The 21,193-nt window shown below is 42.7% G+C and carries 22 protein-coding genes and 1 other RNA gene; 16 read left to right on the forward strand and 7 right to left on the reverse strand.

Features of this window, described 5'->3' with window-relative positions; all coding sequences use genetic code 11:
• The first annotated feature begins 29 nt into the window (after nucleotides 1-29).
• The 4 genes from lspA to nhaA all read left to right on the forward strand — a co-directional run bounded on the left by lspA (nucleotide 30) and on the right by nhaA (nucleotide 2,548).
• A complete protein-coding gene (lspA, locus tag Q0460_RS10180; RefSeq protein ID WP_297960229.1) occupies nucleotides 30-491 on the forward strand; it encodes a signal peptidase II in 462 nt (153 codons plus the stop codon).
• The gene (locus tag Q0460_RS10185; RefSeq protein WP_297916965.1) at nucleotides 478-870 is read left to right on the forward strand and encodes an SHOCT domain-containing protein; all 393 of its coding nucleotides are present in this window, start codon (nucleotides 478-480) and stop codon (nucleotides 868-870) included. The genes lspA and Q0460_RS10185 overlap by 14 nt, the downstream gene beginning before the upstream one ends.
• 9 nt (nucleotides 871-879) lie before the next feature.
• The gene (locus Q0460_RS10190) at nucleotides 880-1,320 is read left to right on the forward strand and encodes a CopD family protein (RefSeq protein WP_291938887.1); all 441 of its coding nucleotides are present in this window, start codon (nucleotides 880-882) and stop codon (nucleotides 1,318-1,320) included.
• 64 nt (nucleotides 1,321-1,384) lie between these two features.
• Nucleotides 1,385-2,548, forward strand: a complete 1,164-nt coding sequence (gene nhaA, locus Q0460_RS10195; RefSeq protein WP_299086616.1) for a Na+/H+ antiporter NhaA — start codon at nucleotides 1,385-1,387, stop codon at nucleotides 2,546-2,548.
• A gap of 133 nt (nucleotides 2,549-2,681) precedes the next feature.
• Here nhaA and Q0460_RS10200 read toward each other — a convergent pair whose 3' ends face one another.
• From Q0460_RS10200 to ruvC, 3 genes are read right to left on the reverse strand one after another with little or no spacing between them, the layout of a single operon-like run.
• On the reverse strand, nucleotides 2,682-3,209 hold the full coding sequence (locus Q0460_RS10200) for a cysteine hydrolase family protein (protein WP_299086617.1): 528 nt from the start codon (nucleotides 3,207-3,209) through the stop codon (nucleotides 2,682-2,684).
• A complete protein-coding gene (locus Q0460_RS10205; protein ID WP_299086618.1) occupies nucleotides 3,209-4,015 on the reverse strand; it encodes a nitrilase-related carbon-nitrogen hydrolase in 807 nt (268 codons plus the stop codon). Before Q0460_RS10205 ends, Q0460_RS10200 begins: the two co-directional genes overlap by 1 nt.
• A 9-nt stretch (nucleotides 4,016-4,024) precedes the next feature.
• Nucleotides 4,025-4,504 carry a crossover junction endodeoxyribonuclease RuvC gene (ruvC, locus tag Q0460_RS10210; protein WP_299086619.1) on the reverse strand — a complete coding sequence of 160 codons (480 nt, stop codon included), beginning with the start codon at nucleotides 4,502-4,504 and terminating at the stop codon, nucleotides 4,025-4,027.
• A 110-nt stretch (nucleotides 4,505-4,614) separates the two neighbouring features.
• Here ruvC and dnaA point away from each other — a divergent pair, with 110 nt between their 5' ends.
• The 6 genes from dnaA to Q0460_RS10240 all read left to right on the forward strand — a co-directional run bounded on the left by dnaA (nucleotide 4,615) and on the right by Q0460_RS10240 (nucleotide 12,543).
• Entirely contained in the window at nucleotides 4,615-5,943 is a 1,329-nt protein-coding gene (dnaA, locus tag Q0460_RS10215; RefSeq protein WP_297881694.1) for a chromosomal replication initiator protein DnaA, read from the forward strand.
• A 156-nt stretch (nucleotides 5,944-6,099) separates the two neighbouring features.
• Nucleotides 6,100-7,179, forward strand: coding sequence for a DNA polymerase III subunit beta (gene dnaN, locus Q0460_RS10220; protein WP_299086620.1), 1,080 nt, complete (start codon nucleotides 6,100-6,102; stop codon nucleotides 7,177-7,179).
• Between the two features lie 9 nt (nucleotides 7,180-7,188).
• A complete protein-coding gene (gene gyrB, locus Q0460_RS10225; protein ID WP_299086621.1) occupies nucleotides 7,189-9,501 on the forward strand; it encodes a DNA topoisomerase (ATP-hydrolyzing) subunit B in 2,313 nt (770 codons plus the stop codon).
• Complete coding sequence (locus tag Q0460_RS10230) at nucleotides 9,501-10,931, forward strand: EAL domain-containing protein (RefSeq protein WP_299086622.1); 1,431 nt, start codon at nucleotides 9,501-9,503, stop codon at nucleotides 10,929-10,931. Before gyrB ends, Q0460_RS10230 begins: the two co-directional genes overlap by 1 nt.
• The gene (gene queF, locus Q0460_RS10235; RefSeq protein ID WP_299086623.1) at nucleotides 10,931-11,311 is read left to right on the forward strand and encodes a preQ(1) synthase; all 381 of its coding nucleotides are present in this window, start codon (nucleotides 10,931-10,933) and stop codon (nucleotides 11,309-11,311) included. Before Q0460_RS10230 ends, queF begins: the two co-directional genes overlap by 1 nt.
• Nucleotides 11,308-12,543 carry an HD domain-containing protein gene (locus Q0460_RS10240; protein WP_299086624.1) on the forward strand — a complete coding sequence of 412 codons (1,236 nt, stop codon included), beginning with the start codon at nucleotides 11,308-11,310 and terminating at the stop codon, nucleotides 12,541-12,543. The genes queF and Q0460_RS10240 overlap by 4 nt, the downstream gene beginning before the upstream one ends.
• Nucleotides 12,544-12,546: 3 nt before the next feature.
• On the opposite strand, the gene ffs is transcribed toward Q0460_RS10240, so the two are convergent.
• An RNA gene (gene ffs / locus Q0460_RS10245) (signal recognition particle sRNA small type) lies at nucleotides 12,547-12,644 on the reverse strand.
• A gap of 47 nt (nucleotides 12,645-12,691) precedes the next feature.
• Here ffs and Q0460_RS10250 point away from each other — a divergent pair.
• The 3 genes from Q0460_RS10250 to Q0460_RS10260 all read left to right on the forward strand — a co-directional run bounded on the left by Q0460_RS10250 (nucleotide 12,692) and on the right by Q0460_RS10260 (nucleotide 15,678).
• Nucleotides 12,692-13,111: a hypothetical protein gene (locus tag Q0460_RS10250; protein ID WP_299086625.1), complete on the forward strand. Its 420-nt coding sequence runs from the start codon at nucleotides 12,692-12,694 to the stop codon at nucleotides 13,109-13,111.
• Between the two features lie 64 nt (nucleotides 13,112-13,175).
• On the forward strand, nucleotides 13,176-14,978 hold the full coding sequence (gene typA / locus Q0460_RS10255) for a translational GTPase TypA (RefSeq protein WP_299086626.1): 1,803 nt from the start codon (nucleotides 13,176-13,178) through the stop codon (nucleotides 14,976-14,978).
• Between the two features lie 112 nt (nucleotides 14,979-15,090).
• Nucleotides 15,091-15,678, forward strand: a complete 588-nt coding sequence (locus Q0460_RS10260; protein WP_299086627.1) for an HAD-IB family hydrolase — start codon at nucleotides 15,091-15,093, stop codon at nucleotides 15,676-15,678.
• Nucleotides 15,679-16,099: 421 nt separating this feature from the next.
• On the opposite strand, the gene Q0460_RS10265 is transcribed toward Q0460_RS10260, so the two are convergent.
• Together Q0460_RS10265 and Q0460_RS10270 are read right to left on the reverse strand one after the other, a co-directional pair.
• Complete coding sequence (locus Q0460_RS10265; protein ID WP_297987633.1) at nucleotides 16,100-16,912, reverse strand: transporter substrate-binding domain-containing protein; 813 nt, start codon at nucleotides 16,910-16,912, stop codon at nucleotides 16,100-16,102.
• Between the two features lie 224 nt (nucleotides 16,913-17,136).
• Entirely contained in the window at nucleotides 17,137-17,940 is an 804-nt protein-coding gene (locus Q0460_RS10270; protein ID WP_299086628.1) for a transporter substrate-binding domain-containing protein, read from the reverse strand.
• Between the two features lie 97 nt (nucleotides 17,941-18,037).
• Between Q0460_RS10270 and Q0460_RS10275 the strand changes: the two genes are divergently transcribed.
• Together Q0460_RS10275 and Q0460_RS10280 are read left to right on the forward strand one after the other, a co-directional pair.
• Entirely contained in the window at nucleotides 18,038-19,066 is a 1,029-nt protein-coding gene (locus Q0460_RS10275; RefSeq protein WP_299086629.1) for a hypothetical protein, read from the forward strand.
• A gap of 298 nt (nucleotides 19,067-19,364) precedes the next feature.
• The gene (locus Q0460_RS10280; RefSeq protein WP_299086630.1) at nucleotides 19,365-19,772 is read left to right on the forward strand and encodes a DUF805 domain-containing protein; all 408 of its coding nucleotides are present in this window, start codon (nucleotides 19,365-19,367) and stop codon (nucleotides 19,770-19,772) included.
• Between the two features lie 132 nt (nucleotides 19,773-19,904).
• On the opposite strand, the gene Q0460_RS10285 is transcribed toward Q0460_RS10280, so the two are convergent.
• Nucleotides 19,905-20,486, reverse strand: a complete 582-nt coding sequence (locus tag Q0460_RS10285) for a Crp/Fnr family transcriptional regulator (protein ID WP_299086631.1) — start codon at nucleotides 20,484-20,486, stop codon at nucleotides 19,905-19,907.
• Between the two features lie 127 nt (nucleotides 20,487-20,613).
• On the opposite strand from Q0460_RS10285, the gene Q0460_RS10290 reads away from it, so the two are divergent.
• The gene (locus Q0460_RS10290; protein ID WP_299086632.1) at nucleotides 20,614-21,180 is read left to right on the forward strand and encodes a hypothetical protein; all 567 of its coding nucleotides are present in this window, start codon (nucleotides 20,614-20,616) and stop codon (nucleotides 21,178-21,180) included.
• The last annotated feature ends 13 nt before the right edge of the window (nucleotides 21,181-21,193 follow it).

Raw genomic sequence — 21,193 nt, forward strand, 5'->3', positions numbered from 1 at the left:
GCTTTACATATTTAAATTTGGATTGCAAGATGGCTAAAACCTGTATTAAATTTATCTTGCTTTTCGCGGTGATCTTTGCGATCGATCAAACGATCAAACTTCTGTTTTTAAACGGCTTTTCGTGGCAAGGGGAGTTTTTTTCGCTAGAGCTTACGCTTAACCGCGGCGTTGCGTTTTCGATGTTTGCGTTTTTGGGCGAAAATTTAAAATTTATCCAGATTGCGCTGATCTCAGCGCTTGCAGCGTATGTATTTTGTCATAAAAAGCTCTTTTGCGAGCACTGGATGCCGTTTGCGCTGATGCTTGCTGGAGGCTGCTCGAACCTGCTCGATCGCTTCATTCGCGGCGGCGTCGTGGATTACGTCGCGTGGCATAAATGGTTTGAGTTTGCGGTGTTTAATTTCGCCGATGTGATGATAGATCTAGCCGTCGTGATTTTTATTTTTCAGGGCTTACGCACCGCAAAAAAGGAGAAAAATGAAGAGAAATAATTATATCGCTTACGCGCTTTGGTTTTTAGGTGCGTTTTCGTGGATCGCAGCTATGCCGATCGGAGGCGGACTGCATAGAATTTATTGCGGCAAATTTATCAGCGGATTTGCTCAAATCGCGCTATTTTGGCTAGGGAGCTTTACACTATGGTTTTTAGTGGGCTTTTTGTTTTGGGCGATTTGGGGAATTTGGATTTTGCTAGACATATTTTTCGTAGGAATTTGGGTGGAAGATTTAAATGCTTTTGCAAGCGAGACCGAGGAGGACGACTACGAAGGACGTCTAAAAAAAGTCGATGCGCTCTTTGAGCTGTATCAAAAAGGGGCGATTTCTAAAGAGGAATTCGAGGCACGAAAAGAAATTTTAATGAGAGATTAAGGAGAAAAAATGAGTTACTATTGGTTTAAATTTGTCCATTTTGCGGGTTTTATTTCATGGATGGCGATGCTATTTTATATGCCGCGTCTGTATGTTTATCACGCTGAAAATTTAGACAAGCCTGACTTCGTAAAGGTCGTTAAAAAAATGGAGCGGATGCTGTATCACGCGATCGGCTGGATAGCGATGGCAGTGACGGTTTTTAGCGGCGTTATGCTTATCGTTTTAAATCCGGGGCTTATGAAAATGGGATATTTTCATATAAAATTACTAGCCGGAGTTTTGCTAATCTGTTATCATTTGTGGCTGTATTATTATATGTATAAATTTGAAAAAAACGAGTGTCACAGAAGCGGAAAATACTTCCGTGCGATCAACGAAGGCCCTACGATCATAATGTTTATAATACTTTATGCGATGCTAATAATGCCAAATTTACCGAGCAACTAACCCGTTTTGATAAAAATTTAATTAAAATTTGCATAAAATTAGAGCAAAATTTTAAAGGAAGCATGTGCAACATATCATTAAGAAAATTTTATCAAGCGAAAGTAGCGCCGGCATTATATTACTTCTATCGGCCGTTTTTGCGATCGTAGCTCAAAACGTAGAATTTTTATCCAAATATTACGAAGCGTTTTTGCATTTGAGATTTACCATAGGCGTGGGTTCTGCAAAGCTCGATGAATCGATGCATTTTTTAGTAAACGATGTGCTTATGGCGATATTTTTCTTTGCCATCGGACTTGAGCTCAAGCGCGAAAAGATCGAAGGGCAGTTGCGCCATTTCTCTCAAATTTTACTTCCTAGCTTCGCAGCTCTGGGCGGAGTAATGATGCCTGCGATCATATTTTCGATCATCAACTGGGGCGATGCCGTCGCGATGAAGGGCTGGGCGATCCCTACGGCAACAGATATAGCCTTTGCCGTGGGCGTGATGGCACTTTTGGGCAAAAAAATCCCGGCTAGCCTTAAAATTTTCGTTTTGACGCTTGCGATAATGGACGATCTGTGTGCAATTCTAATCATCGCTTTGTTTTATTCCTCTACCATAAACGCAATCTATCTAGGCGGCGCAGCTGTCTGTGTCGCAATAATGTTATCGATGAGTAGACTTGGCGTCGATAAAAAGCTTCCGTTTATCATCGTAGCCGTGGTGCTGTGGGTAATGGTACTAAACTCCGGTATCCACGCGACCATCGCAGGAGTACTTGCGGGCTTTTGCATCCCGCTTAAGACCCGCTCGGGCTCTATGCTAAAGGATATGGAGCACGGCCTAGCCTACCCAGTAAATTTTTTCATCTTGCCGATCTTTGCCTTTACAAACGCAGGCGTCTCGCTAGCGGGCATCAGTCCTAGCTTCCTTTTCGGCCCGGTGCCGATGGGTATCATGCTAGGGCTATTTTTCGGTAAACAGATCGGGATTTTTGCCTTCAGCTGGATCTTAATCAAAGCCAAAATCGCCTACATGCCCGAAAACGCAGGCTGGCCACAGCTTTACGCCGTGGCAATCATCTGTGGTATCGGCTTTACGATGGCGCTTTTCGTCGATGGCCTCGCATACGGCGGCAGCGATATGTATCATTACACAGACAAGCTCGCGGTATTTTTAGGCTCGATAATTTCCGGAGTAGTGGGATTTTTCGTCGCAAAAGCAGTTGCGGTAAAACAAAGCTAAAATTCGTAAAAAGATTAAAATTTTAAAATTCTACGAGCAACACAAAATTTCAAAATTTTACGAACGGCTCTAAATTTTAAAAATTTATACGCTACAAAATTTAGCTTAAAATTTTGTCTGATCCAAGCGTAGCTTAAACCACCAAAATTCCCGCATTTTGCATTAAGCTTAGCGCGCATTCGTCGTAGTAGCCGCGCTCATGGTTCGGCGCGTCGTATGTAGCCACCGCACCTCGCGGAACGATGACGTCTTTATCGGCGCCAATTTCGTTGAGATAGGTGCGCAGGCTAAGCGCAAACTGCATCACGCAGATGTCCGTGCAACAGCCCGTAATCACGAAGCGATCGAAGCCGTCCAGAATTTTCTTATCCAAATTATGAAAGCCGTTCGTGCTGCGCTTAAAAGTGACGTTTTGCTCGCTTACGTAGGGCGCGAGCTCCTCGATCACCTCCGCTTCGGGCGAGCCAACTAGACAGTGGATCGGATAACGTTTCATCTCCAAATCCCGCTCGGCGTGGGCGTCACAGATGAAGTGCACATTTTTAGCCGCCTCTATCTGCCTAATCACCGCAGGAGCGATCTTTGCTATGCTAGGATCGGCCATCGCGCCGAATTTTACGAAGCCGTTTAGCATATCGATTACAAATACCAAAGTTTTCATCAAAACTCCTTATAAATTTCAGATTTCATATCTTTTAAAATATCCATTTTAGCGCGAAATTTTAAAATTTCGTCTAAGTTTACATCCACGACTTTCACGACCTCTTTTTTACCTAGGCGCGCGATGATCTCACCGCCCGGATTTATCAGCATGGAATTTCCGCCGAAACTCTCGCCCTGCCCCGTATCGCCGCAGCCGTTTACCGCGCAGATAAAAATTTGATTTTCAATCGCGCGGGCTCTTGCAAGCGTGATAAAATGCTCTATGCGACTTTGCATAAACTGCGCGATCACAAAAACTATCTGCGCGCCGCGAAGCGCTAAAGCGCGAAAAATTTCACAAAAGCGCAGATCGTAGCAGACCGCGACGCCGATTTTGACCGCGCGATTTTGAAATTTTATCTCGCAAATGCCTAACTTATCGCCGCTGCTTACGATTTCGTTTTCGCGAGCGAGCGAAAAGGCGTGGATCTTGTCGTAGCGTAAAATTTCGGCTCCGTTTTGATAGACGAAAGCTGAATTATAAATTTTATCTCGCTCGGAATTTATCGATCCGCCTATTAAAACAGCGCCGCAGTTTTGCGAAATTTCGCTTAAAAATCCCTTCGTTCGCGCAGCTCCCGCGTCGGCTAAACGCTTGAAATTTTGTACACAAAAGCTCGTGTTAAAGGCCTCAGGCAGCACCGCTACGTCCGCGCCGCGCCTTAACGCGCGATCTATAAGCCCGCGCGCGCGGATAAAATTTTGCTCGCAATCCGCGGTGGAAGAGGCGAGCTTCACGTTCATTTGTAAGATTGCAATTTTCAACTCTTTCTCCTATATAGGCGCCCGGCGCATCGCGTGAGCGTGCGTGAGAGCAACGGCGATGGCGTCGGTAACGTCGAGCGGTTTAATCTCTTGATTAATCCCCAAAATTCGCTTCACCATGAAGGCGACCTGCTCCTTCGCCGCCTTTGCTTTGCCTGTGACAGATTTTTTTACCTGAAGCGGCGTGTATTCGGCAAAATTTCCAAAAATTTGTAAAATTTTAAGGGCCAGCGCGCCGCGAAACTGAGCGAGCTTTAAAACAGACTGCGGATTGTAGGCGTAAAACATCGATTCTATCGCGACCTCATCGATCTTATGAGCGCTAAAAATTTGATCGATCGCCTCGCTCATCTGCGTCATTTGAAATTGCACGTTTTCGGCCTTCATTTTCACTAATCCCGCCTCTATGAGAGTGATTTTATTCACATCTTTTTCCAAAATCGCATAGCCTAAATTTCTAGTTCCCGGATCGATTCCTAAAATTTTCATAACCACCTTTCACACTTATTCACAGTTTAATCACAAGTGAATAAACTTAAATTTACCGCAAATTTAGCGAAATTTAGCTAAAATCTTAATCTAATTTGTAAGGGAATTTTATGGCGACGTCGCAAGCACAAGAAATTTTATCGAATTTAGAGAAGGAAATTTTACCTACCGAATACTCTAGATACATTAAAAATTTGAAATTTAACGATAAAAACTCGACCCCGGAATTTTTCATCTACAACGCAACTAACGAGTTTATCGCTAAATACGCTCAGACAAAATATGGCACTAAGATAAAAGAGCTTATCAAAAAACAGTTTGGGCTCAACGACGTGATCGTCAAAATCACCTCAAAGGCTAAAATTTCGCCGAAAGAAAAGGTAAAAATCATCTCGGAAAAGCCAAAGAGCACGATTCTAAGCGAAAATTATAATTTTGAAAATTTTATCATCGGTGATTCAAATAAATTTGCTTTTGAGTGCTCTATTACAGTCGCAAAAGAACCCGGAATTCGCTTTAATCCGCTCTTTATCTACGGACCTAGTGGGCTTGGAAAAACTCACCTGCTTCAATCGATCGGAAATTACTGCATCAAAAAGGGAAAGACCGTCATTTGTGTCACCAGCGAGCAGTTTGCTAATGATTTCGTCTTTAACCTTAAAAACAACTCGATCGATAAATTTAAACAAAAATACCGCAACTGCGACGTTTTACTCATCGACGACATTCAGTTTTTAATCGGGCGCGATAAGGCTCAGGAAGAGCTTTTTTATACGTTTAACGAGCTAAAAGACAAAAACTGCCAAATCGTGCTAACCAACGACCTACCACCAAAATTCCTAAAAGGCTTTGAAAGTCGTCTTACAACACGATTTGAAAGCGGCATAATAGCAAACATTACCCCGCCAGATCTCGAAACTAAAATCGCCATTATCAATAAAAAGAGCGAAGAAAATCGCGTTAGAATTCCACACGACGTCGTAGAATATATCGCCGCAAATATGGGCGATAATATCCGCGAAATCGAAGGCGCAATAAATAAACTAAATGCATATTCCTCGATACTTCGCACAAAGATCACACTAGAATTTACCAAAAGTACACTGCAAGATCAGATCCATCAAAAATATTCAAGTGTAAGCCTTGAACACGTTATAGAGGTGATCTCAAAAGAACTGAACGTAAAACCTAGCGAGCTAAAGAGCAAAACGCGAGCTAAAAACGTCGTCGAAGCGCGCCAAATTTGCATATATCTAACAAAACAATTAACTCAAAACTCAATGCCTAAAATCGCCGCATTTTTTAATCTAAAAGATCACAGCGCCATCAGCAAAAATATCAAAAAAATCAACGAACTCATACAAACCGACGAGATGTTAAAAATAAAGATCGAAGAACTAAAAAACAAAATAACCAAAAAGGATAAGAATGAAATTTAAACTTTATGAAAATAAAGCAAAAAAGGTGAATGAAAGTGAATAAAACAAAGCTACTTACTCACTGGATAAACTACCTAAAGACAAGCTTTAGGACAAGTTTTTCACAAAAACTGCATACCAACTACTACAACGATAAAAATTTAAAAGGATAAAAATATGAAAGTGTTAATCACTAAAAAACTTTTAGAAGAGATAGTTTCAAATACTAGCTCCTATCTTGATAAAAAAGATCTAAGCTCGATAACTTCACATCTTTTAATGAGCGCTAAAGATGGAATTTTTAGTATAAAAGCTACCGATCATGAAATCGGTCTAAGCTATAATCTACAAAATATCTCAATAGAAATGGAAGGAGAAGCTACGGCAAACGGAGGCAAACTTCTTAGCGTTATAAAAGGTCTAAGCGACGATAGTGTTACTTTAGAAACCGTTAACGGAGCACTATTCGTAAAGCAAAAAAAATCCAAATACAAGCTTCCGATGTTTGAAACGAGGGATTTTCCGAGCTTTCCTACAATAGATGGTAAAAACAGCTTTGACGTAAATGCTGGAATTTTAGGCAGAAGCCTTAAAAAGATCTATCCGTCGATCGATACGAACAATCCGAAATATGAGCTAAACGGCGCTTTAATCGACGTAAAAGAGGGCTTTTTAAATTTAGTCGGAACCGATACGAAGCGACTTAGCGTTTATAAGCTGATCACTCAATCAAAAGCGGGCGAGCTAGATACTAAAATTTTAATCCCTAAAAAGGCGATAGGAGAAATTCAAAAGCTATTTTCAGATAAAATTAAAATTTACTACGACGAAAACGTTCTGCTAGCGGTGAGCGAGAATTTTGAGTTTTTTACGAAGCTTATTAATGGCAAATTTCCAAACTACGAACGCGTTATCCCAAACGATACGGCGTATAAAATTTCAATTCCGCGCGATAAGATGGTAAGCGGCGTGCGAGCGATAAACGCGATGTGCGAGGAGATGAAGGTTACCATCAAAAAGGATGGAATGGTTTTTGAGAGCATCAACGAGGATAATTCCGAGGCAAAGACCGAAATCGAAGCGGCGATTGAGATAAACGGCGAGATAGTTTTCGGCGTGAAAAACCGCTTTTTACTTGATTTTTTAAGTAATATCGAGAGTGAAATTTTTGAGCTTGATTTTAACAGCTCCGATACGGCGTTTGTGCTTAGCGCGGATGGATTAAAAACGGTTGTTATGCCGATAAATAATATTTAAAGGAAAATTATGAAGCAAAATTACGGCGCTAGTAATATTAAAGTTTTAAAGGGTCTTGAAGCCGTTAGAAAGCGCCCAGGAATGTATATTGGTGACACCAATATCGGCGGACTTCACCATATGATCTATGAGGTAGTGGATAACTCGATCGACGAGGCGATGGCAGGTTACTGCGACACAATCGATGTTGAGATCACTAGCGAGGGAAGTTGTATCGTTAGTGATAACGGTCGTGGGATTCCCGTTGATATACATCCGACCGAAAAAATTCCTGCCGCAACGGTGGTTCTTACGGTGCTTCACGCAGGCGGTAAATTTGACAAAGACACTTATAAAGTCTCCGGCGGTCTGCACGGCGTTGGCGTTAGCGTTGTAAATGCGCTTTCAAAAAAGCTCGTTGCTACGATCAAACGTGACGGAAATATTTATAGACAAGAATTTGCCAAAGGAATTCCTACTACCGAGCTTGAAAAGATAAAAACTACTAATCGCACGGGTACTACGATCGAGTTTTGGCCCGACGGCGAAATTTTTGAAATTTTAGAATTTGATGATGAAATTTTATCAAAAAGATTTCGCGAGCTAGCGTATCTAAATCCAAAAATTACGATAAATTTTAAAGATAACCGCACGGGCAGGGACGAGCACTTTCACTTTGAAGGCGGTTTGGAGAGCTTCGTAAATGATATGAATAAGGCGCCTGCCATATCCAAAGCCGTATCGTTTAGTGACAGCGCAGATGATGTTATGGTCGATTTTGCGCTGATGTATAACGAAACGTATAGCGAAAATTTACTGAGCTTTGTAAATAATATCAAAACTCCGGACGGCGGTACTCACGAGGCTGGTTTTAGAGCGGGTCTTACTCGCGCGATAACAAATTACGTCGCGGCAAATGCGGCTGCGCGCGAAAAGGACACGAAGATCACCGGCGACGACGTTCGCGAGGGGCTTATTGCGGTAATTAGTGTTAAGGTTCCCGAACCGCAGTTTGAGGGACAAACGAAGGGCAAGTTAGGCTCCAGCTACGTTAAGCCGATCGTGCAAAAGATGGCGTTTGAGGTACTTAGCAAGTATTTTGAAGAAAATCCGATCGAAGCGCGCGCCATTATGAATAAAGCTCTTTTAGCCGCGCGCGGTCGCGAGGCGGCGAAGAAGGCGCGCGATCTAACGCGCAAAAAAGACAATATAAATTCCGTCGGTACCCTTCCCGGAAAGCTAGCCGATTGCCAGAGTAAGGACGCTAGTATTAGCGAAATTTATCTAGTCGAGGGCGATAGCGCGGGCGGTTCGGCGAAGCAGGGAAGAGACCGCGTGTTTCAAGCGATCCTGCCGCTTAGAGGTAAAATTTTAAACGTAGAAAAGGCGCGCCTGGATAGAATTTTGCAATCCGAAGAGATTAAAAATATGATCACGGCCTTTGGTTGCGGTATCGGAGAGGAATTTAACGAAGAAAAGCTTCGCTATCACAAAATCATCATTATGACCGATGCGGACGTTGACGGTAGCCATATTCAGACACTGCTTCTAACCTTTTTCTTTAGATTTTTGCGCCCTGTTGTCGAAAACGGCTATGTTTATCTGGCACAGCCGCCGCTTTTTAGATATAAAAAGGGCAAAAAAGAGATTTACCTGAAAGACGAAAAGGCGCTTAGCGAGTTTTTAATCGAAACTGGCATCGATATGGGTGAGTTTGAAGGAATCGGCAACGAGGATCTGATCGATTACCTAAAAATCGTCTCAAACTACCGCTCACTTCTAAATGAGCTCAAAAAGCGCTTCAGTGTGCTTAGCGCGATCAGATTTTTGATAGAAAACGACGAAGCGAGAAACCTAGGCTACGAGGAGCTATTTAAAATTTTAAAACCGCGTCTGGAAAGTGAAGGATTCAATATCTTAAATTCCTACGTAAATGATGAAGGGATTAGAATTTATGTTCAGACGCCGAGCGGCCTAGAACAGCTCGTGATAGATGAGAATTTATTCGGCAATTATATCTTTGAAGAGGCAATTAGAATTTATTCAAAGATTAAAGAGCGGGATGTAAGCTTTGGCAAGGATTTTATTGAAATTTTAGACGAAATCGAAAAAAGCTCGAAAAAAGGCGCTTATATTCAGCGCTACAAAGGTCTTGGAGAGATGAATCCGGAGCAGCTTTGGGAAACAACTATGAGCCCTGAAAATAGAAGGCTTTTAAAAATTAGCATTGCAGATGCACAAAGTGCTAGCGATACCTTTAATCTCTTCATGGGCGACGAGGTCGAGCCACGCCGAAACTACATTCAAGATCATGCCAAAGACGTTAAACACTTGGATATATAATGTCTGTTCTATTTAGTGAGACCAAAGAGCGCGAAAACCGTTTCATAACGGCACTTAAAATTTCGGTGCCGTTTACGTGCGTTTTGATTGTTTTCGGAATTATTTTATTCCGAAATGGCGAGTTTAAATTTGACGACGTAATTTTGTTTTTGATACTTTTAATCTGCTATGTTTATTATGTCATCTATCAAATTTACTTCGGCTTTCAAAAGACTCTGATTGATCCCGTTACTCACGTATTTGTACGCGAGGAGATCGAAAAAATTTTAAGTAATGATCTATCCAAAAATCGTCAAATAAATATCGTTCTTTTGCGAATTAAAAATATCATCGACATAAACGATCGATACGGCTATAAAAACGGAGATGAAATTTTATACGAGTATTGTAAGGAACTTTCAAATTTTATGGCGGAGCAGGGTTTTAAGGACCTCCCGATAGGGCGCTTTATAAACGGTTATTTTGTATTCGGCGTAGAATCAAAAGCTACGAATTTAAGCCATATTTTGCGGATGTTTGAACATAAAATTTCAAGTCAAACGATTAAAAACGTAGAGATAAAAAGTGAATTTACGATGCTTCCAAGCTCGTATGATCGCAATCTAAATAATATCGTAAATGCACTATTTTATAAGATAAATCACCTAGACGACGAAGAACACGGCGAGAAGGCGATCGACGTCGAAAAAGTGTTAATAGACGTGTTTTCCGCCGACGTTATGGAAGCGATCGACAGCGAAAATTTTAGCTTTAAATATCAACGCGTTGCAGATAAAAACGGCGTGAAATCGCATATAAATTTAATCCCGAAACTTGATCTAAGAAGTGGCGAAAAGATCACAAAAAGTAGAATTTTAGATATTTTGCTTCTAAATCATTACGATATTAAATACGATATTTCGATGATGAGGCAGATTTCTAGGATCATCTATTTCAAAGATATCGACGCTAAAATTTTTATTGAGATCATGCCTCAGACACTGCGAAATAACGAGTTTCGCAATGAAATTTTAAAGCTCATCGATAATAATCTGATTGATCCAAAAAAGATCGTGTTTGAGTTTAACGAAAAGCTTATCTATTCGGAGATCAAGCGCTTTGACGAAATTTTGATTAAATTTCGCGAACTCGGATTTAGCTTCGCGCTGTCGCAGTTCGGCGGCTCGAACGCGAGCTTTGAGTATTTAAAATTTCTAAACGTCGATTTTATCGTTTACGACATAGAATTTAATAAAAATTTAGACGATGAAAAGATTAAAAACATATTTATTGGCATTAATGAAGCCTGCGCTAAATCGGGCATCAAAACCGTAATGCGTTTCGTTGACAAAGAGGAATTTCAAATGCAGCTTTATAAAATGGGTATCGATTATATTCAGGGATTTTGCGTCGAAAAGCCGAATGATATATCGAATTTAAGGAGATCATAGTGAGATACGGCGAAGAGGAAATTGAAAAATTTGACATCGAAAATTTAGAAGTTTGGCCCAATAAACAAAAGCGCGATTATCTGATAAAAATCACCCTGCCCGAGTTTTGCTGCCGTTGCCCGCGCTCTGGCTATCCGGACTTTGCGACGATCTATTTGGAATATATCCCGGACAAGCTTGTAGTCGAACTTAAAGCGATTAAAATTTACATAAATTCCTTTATGAACCGCTACATCAGCCACGAGGACAGCATAAATGAAATTTACGGCGCGCTGCAAAGCAAGCTAAAGCCTAAATTTATGAAAATCACGGGCGATTTTAATCCGCGCGGCAACGTCCACACGATAATCGAAATAAACTCGGATCAAATTTACCGATGATAAGCTCAAATTTAGTCGAACAAATTTTTAAATCCGCAAGCATTAGCCGCTGGAACGATTACCCAAAGATGGTAAGTCTTGTTGAACTCGATAAACAAGCGCATAAATTTATCATCGCTTATTTTATTGCTAGCTTTGAGCGCGATGTGGATATCAACTACGTGATAGAAGCGGGGATTTTCGAGTTTTTAGCGCGCATCGTCGTGACCGATATCCGTCCGGACGTCTTTCATCAGATCCAAAAAACCAAGAAAAAAAAGATCAACGAATGGGTTTTAAGTGTCCTGGAAAGCGATCTTTTGCCTATTCAAAACGGCGCGTTTTTCGAGCGATTTAAAAAATATCTAAATTCTAAAGATCATAAGAAAGAAGCCGTGATCTTAAAGGCGGCAAGCTACCTCTCTACGCGGTGGGAATTTAACATCGTCTATCAAACGAGTCAGTTTCTAAACGATATTGAAGAGCTAAAAGCCAAGGTCGAGGAGGAGCTCGAAGATTATTATGAGCTAATCGGCGTGCGAAAGATCGTGATGAATAAAAAACTTGCTCGCATAGTCGATCTTAGCGGCAGACTTCGTTTTCAAAAGCGCTGGGCGCAGACGCCGCGCATCCCTGAGACATCGGTGCTGGGACATATGCTGGTAGTTGCGATTTTAAGCTACTTTTTCTCGCTTGAAGTGGGTGCGTGCCGCTCGCGCACGGCATATAATTTTTTCTGCGCGCTATTTCACGATCTACCAGAAAGCCTCACTCGCGACATCATTAGCCCCGTAAAATACGGTGTTAAAGGCCTTAGTGACATCATCGGCGAATATGAGATGCGGCTAATAGACGATAAAATTTTACCTTTCGTGCCGGAACATATGCGAGATGATTTTAGCTATATTTTGGGTATCCGCAAAGAGGGCGGTAAATTTATAAAAGACGAGTTTGAAAACCGCACCTTCGAGCTAGGCAAGGAGCCTAAATTTGCAGAAGGCAGCCTAAAGATGTTTAATGAAGACAAATTTCGCGCAATCGACGGCAAAGCGCTTAAGTATTGCGATAAACTAGCGGCGTTTTTCGAGGCGGGGATTTCGATCAGCTACGGCGTGAAAAGCAAGGAGTTGCTTAGTGGGTATAATTCGATGTTAGAGTTTTTCAAAGCCAAGCCGAAAATTGAAGGCGTCGATTTTCAGAGTGTTTGTGAGGATTTCAAAGAGCATTTCGGGCTCAATAGGATCGATTTATAAAACCCCTTCCCAGATGGCTGCGGCACATGCGAGATCTAAGTGCTCTGCTGTATTCCTACCCTGAAGCGGTGCCTAAAAAAAGCATTGCACAGGTCTAAGAAAGGGCAATCGGGATTATATGAAAATGTTTCTTAAAGTAAGGTTATAAATGAATTTCAAAAATCATCTTTTATCCGTATTTCGCGAGATTTTTATTCCTCATCATCGCTCTATTGAGTTCAGAGCTAAAATTTTTGCCGCGATGCTGCTTGCTAAAAAGAAGCAGACCGACGAGGATTATGACGCGATTAAAGATATAGCGGGTGAAATTTATCCAGGCGACGAACAGCGCATCGGCGTGTTGGTCTCTATCGTAAAAGAGTATATCTTAAAGGCGAAAACCTATAAAAGTTTAAATTTAGATTCGCTTCTAAAAGAGATCGACAGAGATATCAAAAATAACAAAAAGTATATCAAAAAGATTGATTTTTCTCATCTGCGCCGTCTGATCGGCGACGATGATGAGGACGCATTGATCCAACAGCGCGTGTATGAGTTTTTTGTCTGCGAAGTCAAAGAGTACTCGTAAATTTTTATCTTAAGAATTTTTTTAGTATAATCGTCAGCCTTTAAAATAGCAAACGGAGAAAAATTTGGAAAATATCAGAAATATCGCGGTTATCGCGCACGTCGATCACGGCAAGACCACTATCGTAGATGAGCTTTTAAAACAATCCGGCACCTTTGGTAATCACCAAGAAGTCGGCGAGCGCGTGATGGACAGCAACGACATAGAGCGCGAGCGCGGTATTACGATCCTATCCAAAAATACCGCCATCCACTACGGCGGCGTTAAAATCAATATCATCGACACTCCGGGCCACGCCGATTTCGGCGGCGAGGTCGAGCGCGTACTAAAGATGGTGGACGGCGTGCTTTTGCTCGTCGATGCGCAAGAAGGCGTTATGCCGCAGACAAAATTTGTCGTGAAAAAGGCGCTATCTTTGGGGCTCAGACCTATCGTAGTCGTAAATAAGATCGACAAACCCGCAGCCGATCCGGACCGCGTGGTAAATGAAATTTTTGATCTTTTCGTAGCGCTTGACGCAAACGACGAGCAGCTCGAGTTTCCAGTTATCTATGCCGCGGCTAAAAACGGCTACGCAAAATACGATCTAAACGACGCAAGCGCCGATATGAAGCCGCTTTTTGAGACGATCATCTCTCATGTCCCTACTCCTAGCGGCAGCGACGATAATCCTTTGCAGCTGCAGGTTTTCACGCTCGATTATGATAACTACGTCGGTAAGATCGGCATCGCTAGGATTTTCAACGGCACGATAAACAAAAACCAAAGCGTTATGCTAGCCAAAGCCGACGGCACGCATATCAACGGTAGAATTTCAAAACTGATCGGTTTTAACGGGCTTGAGCGCACCGATATTGATACAGCGGGCACGGGCGACATTGTGGCGATTGCGGGCTTTGACGCGCTTGACGTAGGCGATAGTATCGTCGATCCCAATAATCCGATTCCGCTTGATGCGCTGCATATCGAAGAGCCGACCCTTAGCGTAATTTTTAGCGTAAATGATGGACCGCTAGCCGGCACGGAGGGTAAATTCGTAACCTCAAACAAGATCGATGAGCGCTTGGAAGCGGAGATGAAAACCAACATCGCGATGCGCTATGAAAACGCGGGCGAGGGTAAATTTAAAGTAAGCGGTCGCGGCGAGCTGCAGATTACGATTTTGGCTGAAAATATGCGTCGCGAGGGCTTTGAGTTTTGCCTCGGACGCCCGGAAGTCATCATTAAAGAGATCGACGGCATCAAATGCGAGCCTTTCGAGCATCTAGTCATCGACGCGCCCGATGATTGCACCGGCACCGTCATCGAAAAGCTCGGTCGCAAAAAGGCCGAGATGAAGGTGATGAATCCTACCGGTGACGGGCAGACGCGCATGGAGTTTGAGATCCCTGCGCGCGGTCTCATCGGCTTTCGCTCGCAGTTTTTGACCGATACTCGCGGCGAAGGGGTGATGAATCATAGCTTTTTGGAATTCCGCCCCTTCATCGGCGCGGTCGAGAAGCGACAAAACGGCGCGCTCGTGAGCATGGAAAACGGAGTGGCACTAGGATACAGCCTGTGGAACCTGCAAGATCGCGGCGTGCTTTTTATCGCTCCGCAGGCGAAGGTTTATCTGGGTATGATCATCGGCGAACACAGCCGTCCGAACGATCTGGACGTCAATCCGATCAAGGGTAAAAATTTAACCAACGTCCGCGCCAGCGGCAGCGATGATGCGATCAAACTCGTGCCGCCGCGAGTATTAAATTTAGAGCGCGCTTTGGAGTGGATCGAGGAGGACGAGCTTGTGGAAGTTACGCCCGTAAATATCCGTGTGCGCAAGCGATACTTAGATCCTACGACTCGCAGACGAATGGCGAAAAAATAGAATTTTTGGATGAAATTTTAAAATTTGGTGTGAAATTTAGCTTTTAAATTTCACGCCTTTTTTATAGGCAAATTTTAAAATTTGAGCTGCTAAAATTTTGCTAGGAGAGGCAATGAATCTTGTTTTATTCGACTTTGACGGCACGATCACGCGCGATGATTCACTGCTCGAGTTCGTCGCCTACGTAGTCGGATTTAAGAAATTTTTTCGTGGGATTTTGGTGCTATCTCCCATTTTGGCAGCGTATAAATTAGGTCTTGCGAGCAATAATTTTACGCGCAGAAAGCTCTTGGGCTACTTTTTTGCGGGCATGAGCGCCGATAAATTCGATAAAATTTGCAAAAAATACTCCACCACCCACATCGAAGATATCTTAAAACAAAGCGCGATGGACAAGATCGCAAGCTACAAAGCCGCGGGCGATAGGGTCGTCATCGTCACCGCCTCGCTCGAAGACTGGCTGCGTCCGTGGTGCGACGCGCAGGGCTTGGAGCTTTTAGGCACTAAAATACGGCGCAAAGGCGGCATCATCACGGGCGAGATCGAGGGGCAGAACTGCTACGGCGCGCAAAAGGTCGCTCGCGTGCGCGCGGCATATGACGTGAGCGCGTTTGATCGCGTTATCGCTTACGGCGACAGTAGAGGCGATCGCGAGATGTTAGAATTCGCCGATGAGGCGCACTACAAGGCGTTTGAGTAAAATTTAACGGCTGAAAGCTAAATAATAGCATCTGCGGCGACTGCGCTTTTGCTGAGAGCTAGATTTCGCCTCACGCGGAATTTTATCCTTTTAAATTTATCGCGTTTATCTGCGGAATTCTATACCGCACGATAAATTTTCATATTTTATCGCAGCGCAAAAGCCCTGAGCTACGAAATTATGTTGTAGCACGAGATTTTAAAATTCTCGGTGCGAGTAAAATTTTAAAATTCTATCGTGGCGTAGAATTTTGTTCCGAATGGAATAGATATTTTGAAACCTAGCGTAAGATAAAATTTAAAATTTTGCGGGATTTTTCGGCTATTAAAATTTCAAAATTTGCAGATTTCAGAATATATACTCGCCGTGTACGAAGCGGAATTTTAAAATTTCAAAATTCCGCGCCTTATAATTCTAAGGTCTAAAGCATATTATAAATTCCGTCTAAAAGGAAGTATTTTTTATCCGCCGTGCCGCGGTAAAACGGCTCGAAAGTGTCCTCATAAGCCTTTTTGAAAAAGCCCTCTTTGCTTAGTTTGATTAGATCGGCATTGATGAAATCAAGCAAGCTTTGATTGCCTTTTTGTACGCCGACGCCTAAGAATTCCGCTGCGCCTAGGTTTTTAAATGGCACTTCGAGCGTATCGTCTACTACGGCATAGGCTAGGACGATGATGTTGTCATTGGCGTAGCCGTCGGCTCTGCCGTCCTTCATCATCGCGTAGCACTCGGAGGTATTTTTGCAGTAAACTAAATTGCTAAATTTCTCTTTGCGCAAATAGCGCTCGGTCATCGAGCCGTTTGGGTTCTTTTCGATTGAAATCCTCATATCGCGAACCTGCGCAAAGTCCTTCACTTGATCCTCTTTACGCGTTACGATGCCAAAATTTACCGATAGATACGGCAGCGAGAAATCCACCTGCTTCTTACGCTCTTGCGTAATCATAAAGGTGCCGATAACCATATCGACCTTGTTATTTTTCAAAAATGGGATTCTCTCTCCCGCGGTTACGGCTACGAACTGCACTTCGCCCTTTTTATCGCCGAAAATGTCTTTGGCGATCGAGCTAGCAAGCTCGATTTCAAAGCCCTCAAACTTGCCGTTATTAGACTCGCTTAGTGGCGGACGACCTTCGCGCACGCCTACTCTGATAACCCCTGCCTGCCTGATTTCATCTAGTGTGTTTGCAAAAATGCTAGCGCAAAATAAGGCTAAAATAAAAAGTAATCTCATAAAAAGCCCCCTACTTTTTAGTTTTGAAATAATTATAGCACTATATATTTTAGAGAAAATAAATTCAAGCGGTTTAAAATTTAATCACCGCGCGTATGCAGGCTTGAAATTTAGGAGTAGAGCGGGGAGTTAAAATTTCGCAAATTCGCTAAATTTTAAATCCCAAGATTTTAATTATACAAGCTACCTTCGATAAATTTTATATTTTAATTTCTAGCTCGCTTTTATAATAAGTCATAAATTCCATCTAGCAGGAAGTATTTTTTATCCGCTGTGCCGCGGTAAAAAGGCTCGAAAGTGTCCTGATAAGCCTTTTTGAAAAAGCCCTCTTTGCTTAGTTTGACAAGCTCTGCGTTAATGAAATCAAGTAGCTCTTTGTTGCCCTTTTGCACGCCAATACCGATGAAATCGGGCTTACCGAAGTTTTGAAACGGCACTTCGAGCGTATCGTCCACGACGGCGTAGGCTAGCACCGTGATATTAAGGTTGATGTATCCGTCGGCTTTGCCGTCTCGGATCATCGCGTAGCATTCGCTTGTGCTTTTGCAGTAGCTTACGTTGGTAAATTTCTCTTTTTTGAGATAATTATCTACGGTCGTGCCCTCTTCAGTGATGAGCCTCATATCACGCAAACGCGATATATCTTTGATGGCGTCTGCTTTGCGAGTTAGTACGCCGAGATTGGTCGAAAAATACGGCATCGAGAAGTCTACGTGATTTTTGCGCGCCGCATCAATGACGAAGGTAGCTGCGACCATATCGACTTTATTATTGACTAGATACGAGACGCGATCGGCGGCGCTTAGAGAGACAAACTGCACTTCGCCTTGTTTGGCGCCGAAAATCGCCTTTGCGATTGCATTGGCAAGCTCGATCTCAAAGCCTTCAAATTTACCACCGCTAATCTCGCTAAAAGGCGGTCTACCATCTCTGACGCCTACTCTGATGACGCCGCTATTTCTGATCTCTTGCAGCGTGTTTGCAAAAAGCCCCGCACAAAGCAAGATCAAAGTAAAAAGTAGTTTCATTTGCCGCTCCTTTGTTTAGGTTATTTACGGCTAATTCTAGCGAAATTAAAATCAAAAGGCGCTTTTTTGGGCTAAATTTATTTGCCGTTTGCTTTTTATGAAATTTCAAGGCGCCATTAAATTTAGCCTTAGATTTGATATAATCGCGCAAAATTTAAGCGAGGGCGATATGAAAAATTCTATCTTTTTGTGGCTTTTACTTGCGGGCTGCGCTTTCGGCGCCGCTAAGGATGACGCGAGAGTTTCTGCTTCACAGCAAGCAGAGTCAAATTTATCACAACCAAATTTTGAAATTTTTTACGATGAAAATGCTAGCGATGCGCAGATAGATGCGGGCTTGGACGCGCTTTTAGCCTTCGCGGCGCAAAACAGGGGCAGGATCGACGAGGATTTCGGGGAGTTTAAAGATAGAATTTTCACTGCTTTCATTTTTAATCCGAAGGTGCTGCGAAATTCAAAATTCGACTTCGAGCGGATAGAAAAAATCCTTAAATTTAAACCAAATCTCAATTACGGCAGAGACGGCGGTTTTTTCTCGCCGCTAAAGCTCGCGATCTTTTTCGGCTCGAAATTTAGCGGCGAGACGGCAAAGCTTTATCACTTTGATAGCGCCGATGCGATGCGGCTTTTAGAGCTTTTGGTGCAAAACGGCGCGAACGCCAAGACTAGCGGGCTGCTGCGAGATGCCGCGGCAAGTGATAATTTCGAGGCGTTTAAGTTCTTGATCGAAAAGGGCGCGCGAGATACGAAAGACGTAGTCGGCTCGGTTGCGGGCAGCGAATTAATATTTTTAAGCGACAACAACGTTTCCATTTTCGGATATAAAGAGGCGCTGCCGCTTGCTGCGAGGGAGTTTGCCGCGGGCACCAAATTTAAAGAATTCCGCGACGGGAGGCTACGCTATGTAGAGGAAATTTTAAAATTTCAAAGCTTTGCGAGCATCGATAAAAAGGAGATCGAAACGCTTATCAAAGTAGCTGTGGTGCTAGACGACGACGCTGCGGCGGAGTTTTTGCTCGCTCACGACCTTTGTAAGCAGAAAGAGCTTTGCGAGTTTCTAAAAGCGCAGGCGAAAACTTACGACGCCGCAAAAATTTCTAAAATTTTAAGTCGTCAAAAGGGCTAAATTTTAAAATTTATACGGCTATGGCATGGCAAAGCAGATAAAATCGCTATTATAATTGTGCTAGTCGCAGCCGCCCTACTTTGTTATTTAGCGCGAGCGAAAAAGTAAAATTTGTTCCGCCTAACCTGCCCTCCTCCGCTTATCAAACGGCTCGCTATTAAGTTCATTCGAGATAAATTTTAATGTATTTGCCAGACAGTGCGGCTGCGGAGGTAAATTTTAAAATTTAATCAATATAAAGGACAAATTTAAGTGCCATTGTTATATAATTTATCTTATTTTTAAAAAGGAGTTTGAGATGACTTTTATAGAGTCTATTCGCACTTGTCTCAAAGAGAATTATTGCAATTTTGAGGGGCGTGCACCACGTTCAGAGTACTGGTGGTTTGCATTATTTGCGGCACTTTTAGGAATCATAACGTTAGTATTGGATGGCTTTTTAGGCACCTATGCCGTTACGAGTTCCGGTAGAATGATCGGTTTCATTAACTCAATCTTTTTATTGGCAATACTTTTACCTTCTATCGCCGTAGCGGTAAGGCGTCTGCATGATACCGATAGAAGCGGCTGGTTTTATCTGTTAATTCTTGTCCCGATAATAGGTCCGGTAGTATTGCTCGTGTTTTTTATCCAGCAAGGCACTAACGGAGGTAACCGCTTTGGAGACGATCCGTTGCGACCTGCAAGCAGAGGCTCGATTTTTTAAAGCGCCTGCATAGTCTTTGCAAATAGGCTAAATTTAGGGCCAATTCCATTTTGGTTTTAGCCCTTTTTTACGAGGCGGTTTCGCTCAAAATAGCCTTTTATATTTAAATTTAGATTCGCCGCGAGATTCAAACTACAAAATTTTAATCCTATTGCCCTTTAATTTCACGATCTTTTTGTCATTTACGAGCTTCGTAATCGCCGAGGAGACGTTTTGGCGAGGCGCGCCGAGCAGGCTTGCAAGCGTCATTATATTAAAGGGAAGCTCCGCAATCTTATCTGTGTTTGCGATGCGATTTAGAAAATTTAAAATCCGCGTCTGGATTTTCGCAAAGACGATCTCTTTAATTAAAATTCGCTGCGAGTAGATATTTTTGATAAGCGCGTTTATGATCGAGCTTGCAAACTCATCTCCGAGCAGCTCAAAAAGCTCCGAGATATTGATCTGCAGCGTCTCGCAGTCGCTTAAAATTTCAAGGCTCGTGTTTTTATCCAAGCAGACGTAGGCGCCGCTTTTTACGAAGCTAAAGATAAATTCCTTGCCGTTTTCGTAGCAGTTTAGCTTCGCCCTACCCTGCAGCAGAATGATAAATTTAAACTTCTGCGCGTAGATCACGTCGCCGCGAGCGTAGCTTTCGCGCCTAAATTTAGCAATCCGCTCCCTACTTAAAAAGTCGAATTTCTCGCTGTAATCGTTATTTAGTCTATCTATCATAGCAGCTCTTTGCATAAAATTTCACGTAAATTTTACATAAAAAGGATAAATTCGTCGCAATCGCGACAAATTTAAATTTATCTTTGATTTATAATTCGCGTTAAAGACAACCCAGAAAGGATACTTTATGAGGAAAATTTTTATCTCATTTATCTGTGCGTGTTCGCTTTTCGGCGGAGAGGTAATCTCTAAAACCGCTACGATCTCGCAAGACGGCAAAGCAATCGGCGAGGCTGAAATTTTAACGCCGATCGAGGTGATATCCAGCGATGGCGGCGTTACCAAGATTAAAATCAAAGGCGTCGTGAGCGAAAACTATCAGCTTCAAATCCAAAAAAATATGAAAGAGGCTGAAATTTACGCGATTTTTACGAACGAAGCCGAAGCAAATTTTAAAAAGGGCAAAAAGCTCGAGGACGATTACGGCGAGATCTGGTACGAGGTCGAGGGGATTTACGATGTCGGCTCGGATGCCGTAGCCAAGGACGCTAAGGCGCTTTATGCGGAGGCAAAGACAAACTACGAGCAGATCTGCTCGGCGTGTCATAGGCTTCACGAGCCGAATAGCTTCACGGCAAATCAATGGCCTGCAAATTTACAAGAGATGATCAATGCAAACTACGTAGCGCTCGAGGGCGACGAGCTAAATTTGATCATAAAATATCTACAACACAACGCAAAAAAACCTGAATGATAAAGGAGATCAG

This window comes from uncultured Campylobacter sp., assembly GCF_937980635.1.
In the GTDB taxonomy this organism is placed as follows: Bacteria; Campylobacterota; Campylobacteria; order Campylobacterales; family Campylobacteraceae; genus Campylobacter_B.

Bases quoted from the DNA above. Each gene is read 5' to 3' on its own strand.
- Q0460_RS10280 (WP_299086630.1), top strand. From the start codon at position 19,365: ATGACTTTTATAGAGTCTATTCGCACTTGTCTCAAAGAGAATTATTGC.
- Q0460_RS10185 (WP_297916965.1), top strand. From the start codon at position 478: ATGAAGAGAAATAATTATATCGCTTACGCGCTTTGGTTTTTAGGTGCG.
- Q0460_RS10200 (WP_299086617.1), bottom strand. From the start codon at position 3,209: ATGAAAACTTTGGTATTTGTAATCGATATGCTAAACGGCTTCGTAAAA.
- Q0460_RS10230 (WP_299086622.1), top strand. From the start codon at position 9,501: ATGTCTGTTCTATTTAGTGAGACCAAAGAGCGCGAAAACCGTTTCATA.
- Q0460_RS10290 (WP_299086632.1), top strand. From the start codon at position 20,614: ATGAGGAAAATTTTTATCTCATTTATCTGTGCGTGTTCGCTTTTCGGC.
- Q0460_RS10260 (WP_299086627.1), top strand. From the start codon at position 15,091: ATGAATCTTGTTTTATTCGACTTTGACGGCACGATCACGCGCGATGAT.
- Q0460_RS10275 (WP_299086629.1), top strand. From the start codon at position 18,038: ATGAAATTTCAAGGCGCCATTAAATTTAGCCTTAGATTTGATATAATC.
- dnaA (WP_297881694.1), top strand. From the start codon at position 4,615: ATGGCGACGTCGCAAGCACAAGAAATTTTATCGAATTTAGAGAAGGAA.
- ruvC (WP_299086619.1), bottom strand. From the start codon at position 4,504: ATGAAAATTTTAGGAATCGATCCGGGAACTAGAAATTTAGGCTATGCG.
- gyrB (WP_299086621.1), top strand. From the start codon at position 7,189: ATGAAGCAAAATTACGGCGCTAGTAATATTAAAGTTTTAAAGGGTCTT.
- Q0460_RS10250 (WP_299086625.1), top strand. From the start codon at position 12,692: ATGAATTTCAAAAATCATCTTTTATCCGTATTTCGCGAGATTTTTATT.
- Q0460_RS10270 (WP_299086628.1), bottom strand. From the start codon at position 17,940: ATGAAACTACTTTTTACTTTGATCTTGCTTTGTGCGGGGCTTTTTGCA.
- Q0460_RS10240 (WP_299086624.1), top strand. From the start codon at position 11,308: ATGATAAGCTCAAATTTAGTCGAACAAATTTTTAAATCCGCAAGCATT.
- Q0460_RS10190 (WP_291938887.1), top strand. From the start codon at position 880: ATGAGTTACTATTGGTTTAAATTTGTCCATTTTGCGGGTTTTATTTCA.
- Q0460_RS10265 (WP_297987633.1), bottom strand. From the start codon at position 16,912: ATGAGATTACTTTTTATTTTAGCCTTATTTTGCGCTAGCATTTTTGCA.
- dnaN (WP_299086620.1), top strand. From the start codon at position 6,100: ATGAAAGTGTTAATCACTAAAAAACTTTTAGAAGAGATAGTTTCAAAT.
- Q0460_RS10285 (WP_299086631.1), bottom strand. From the start codon at position 20,486: ATGATAGATAGACTAAATAACGATTACAGCGAGAAATTCGACTTTTTA.
- lspA (WP_297960229.1), top strand. From the start codon at position 30: ATGGCTAAAACCTGTATTAAATTTATCTTGCTTTTCGCGGTGATCTTT.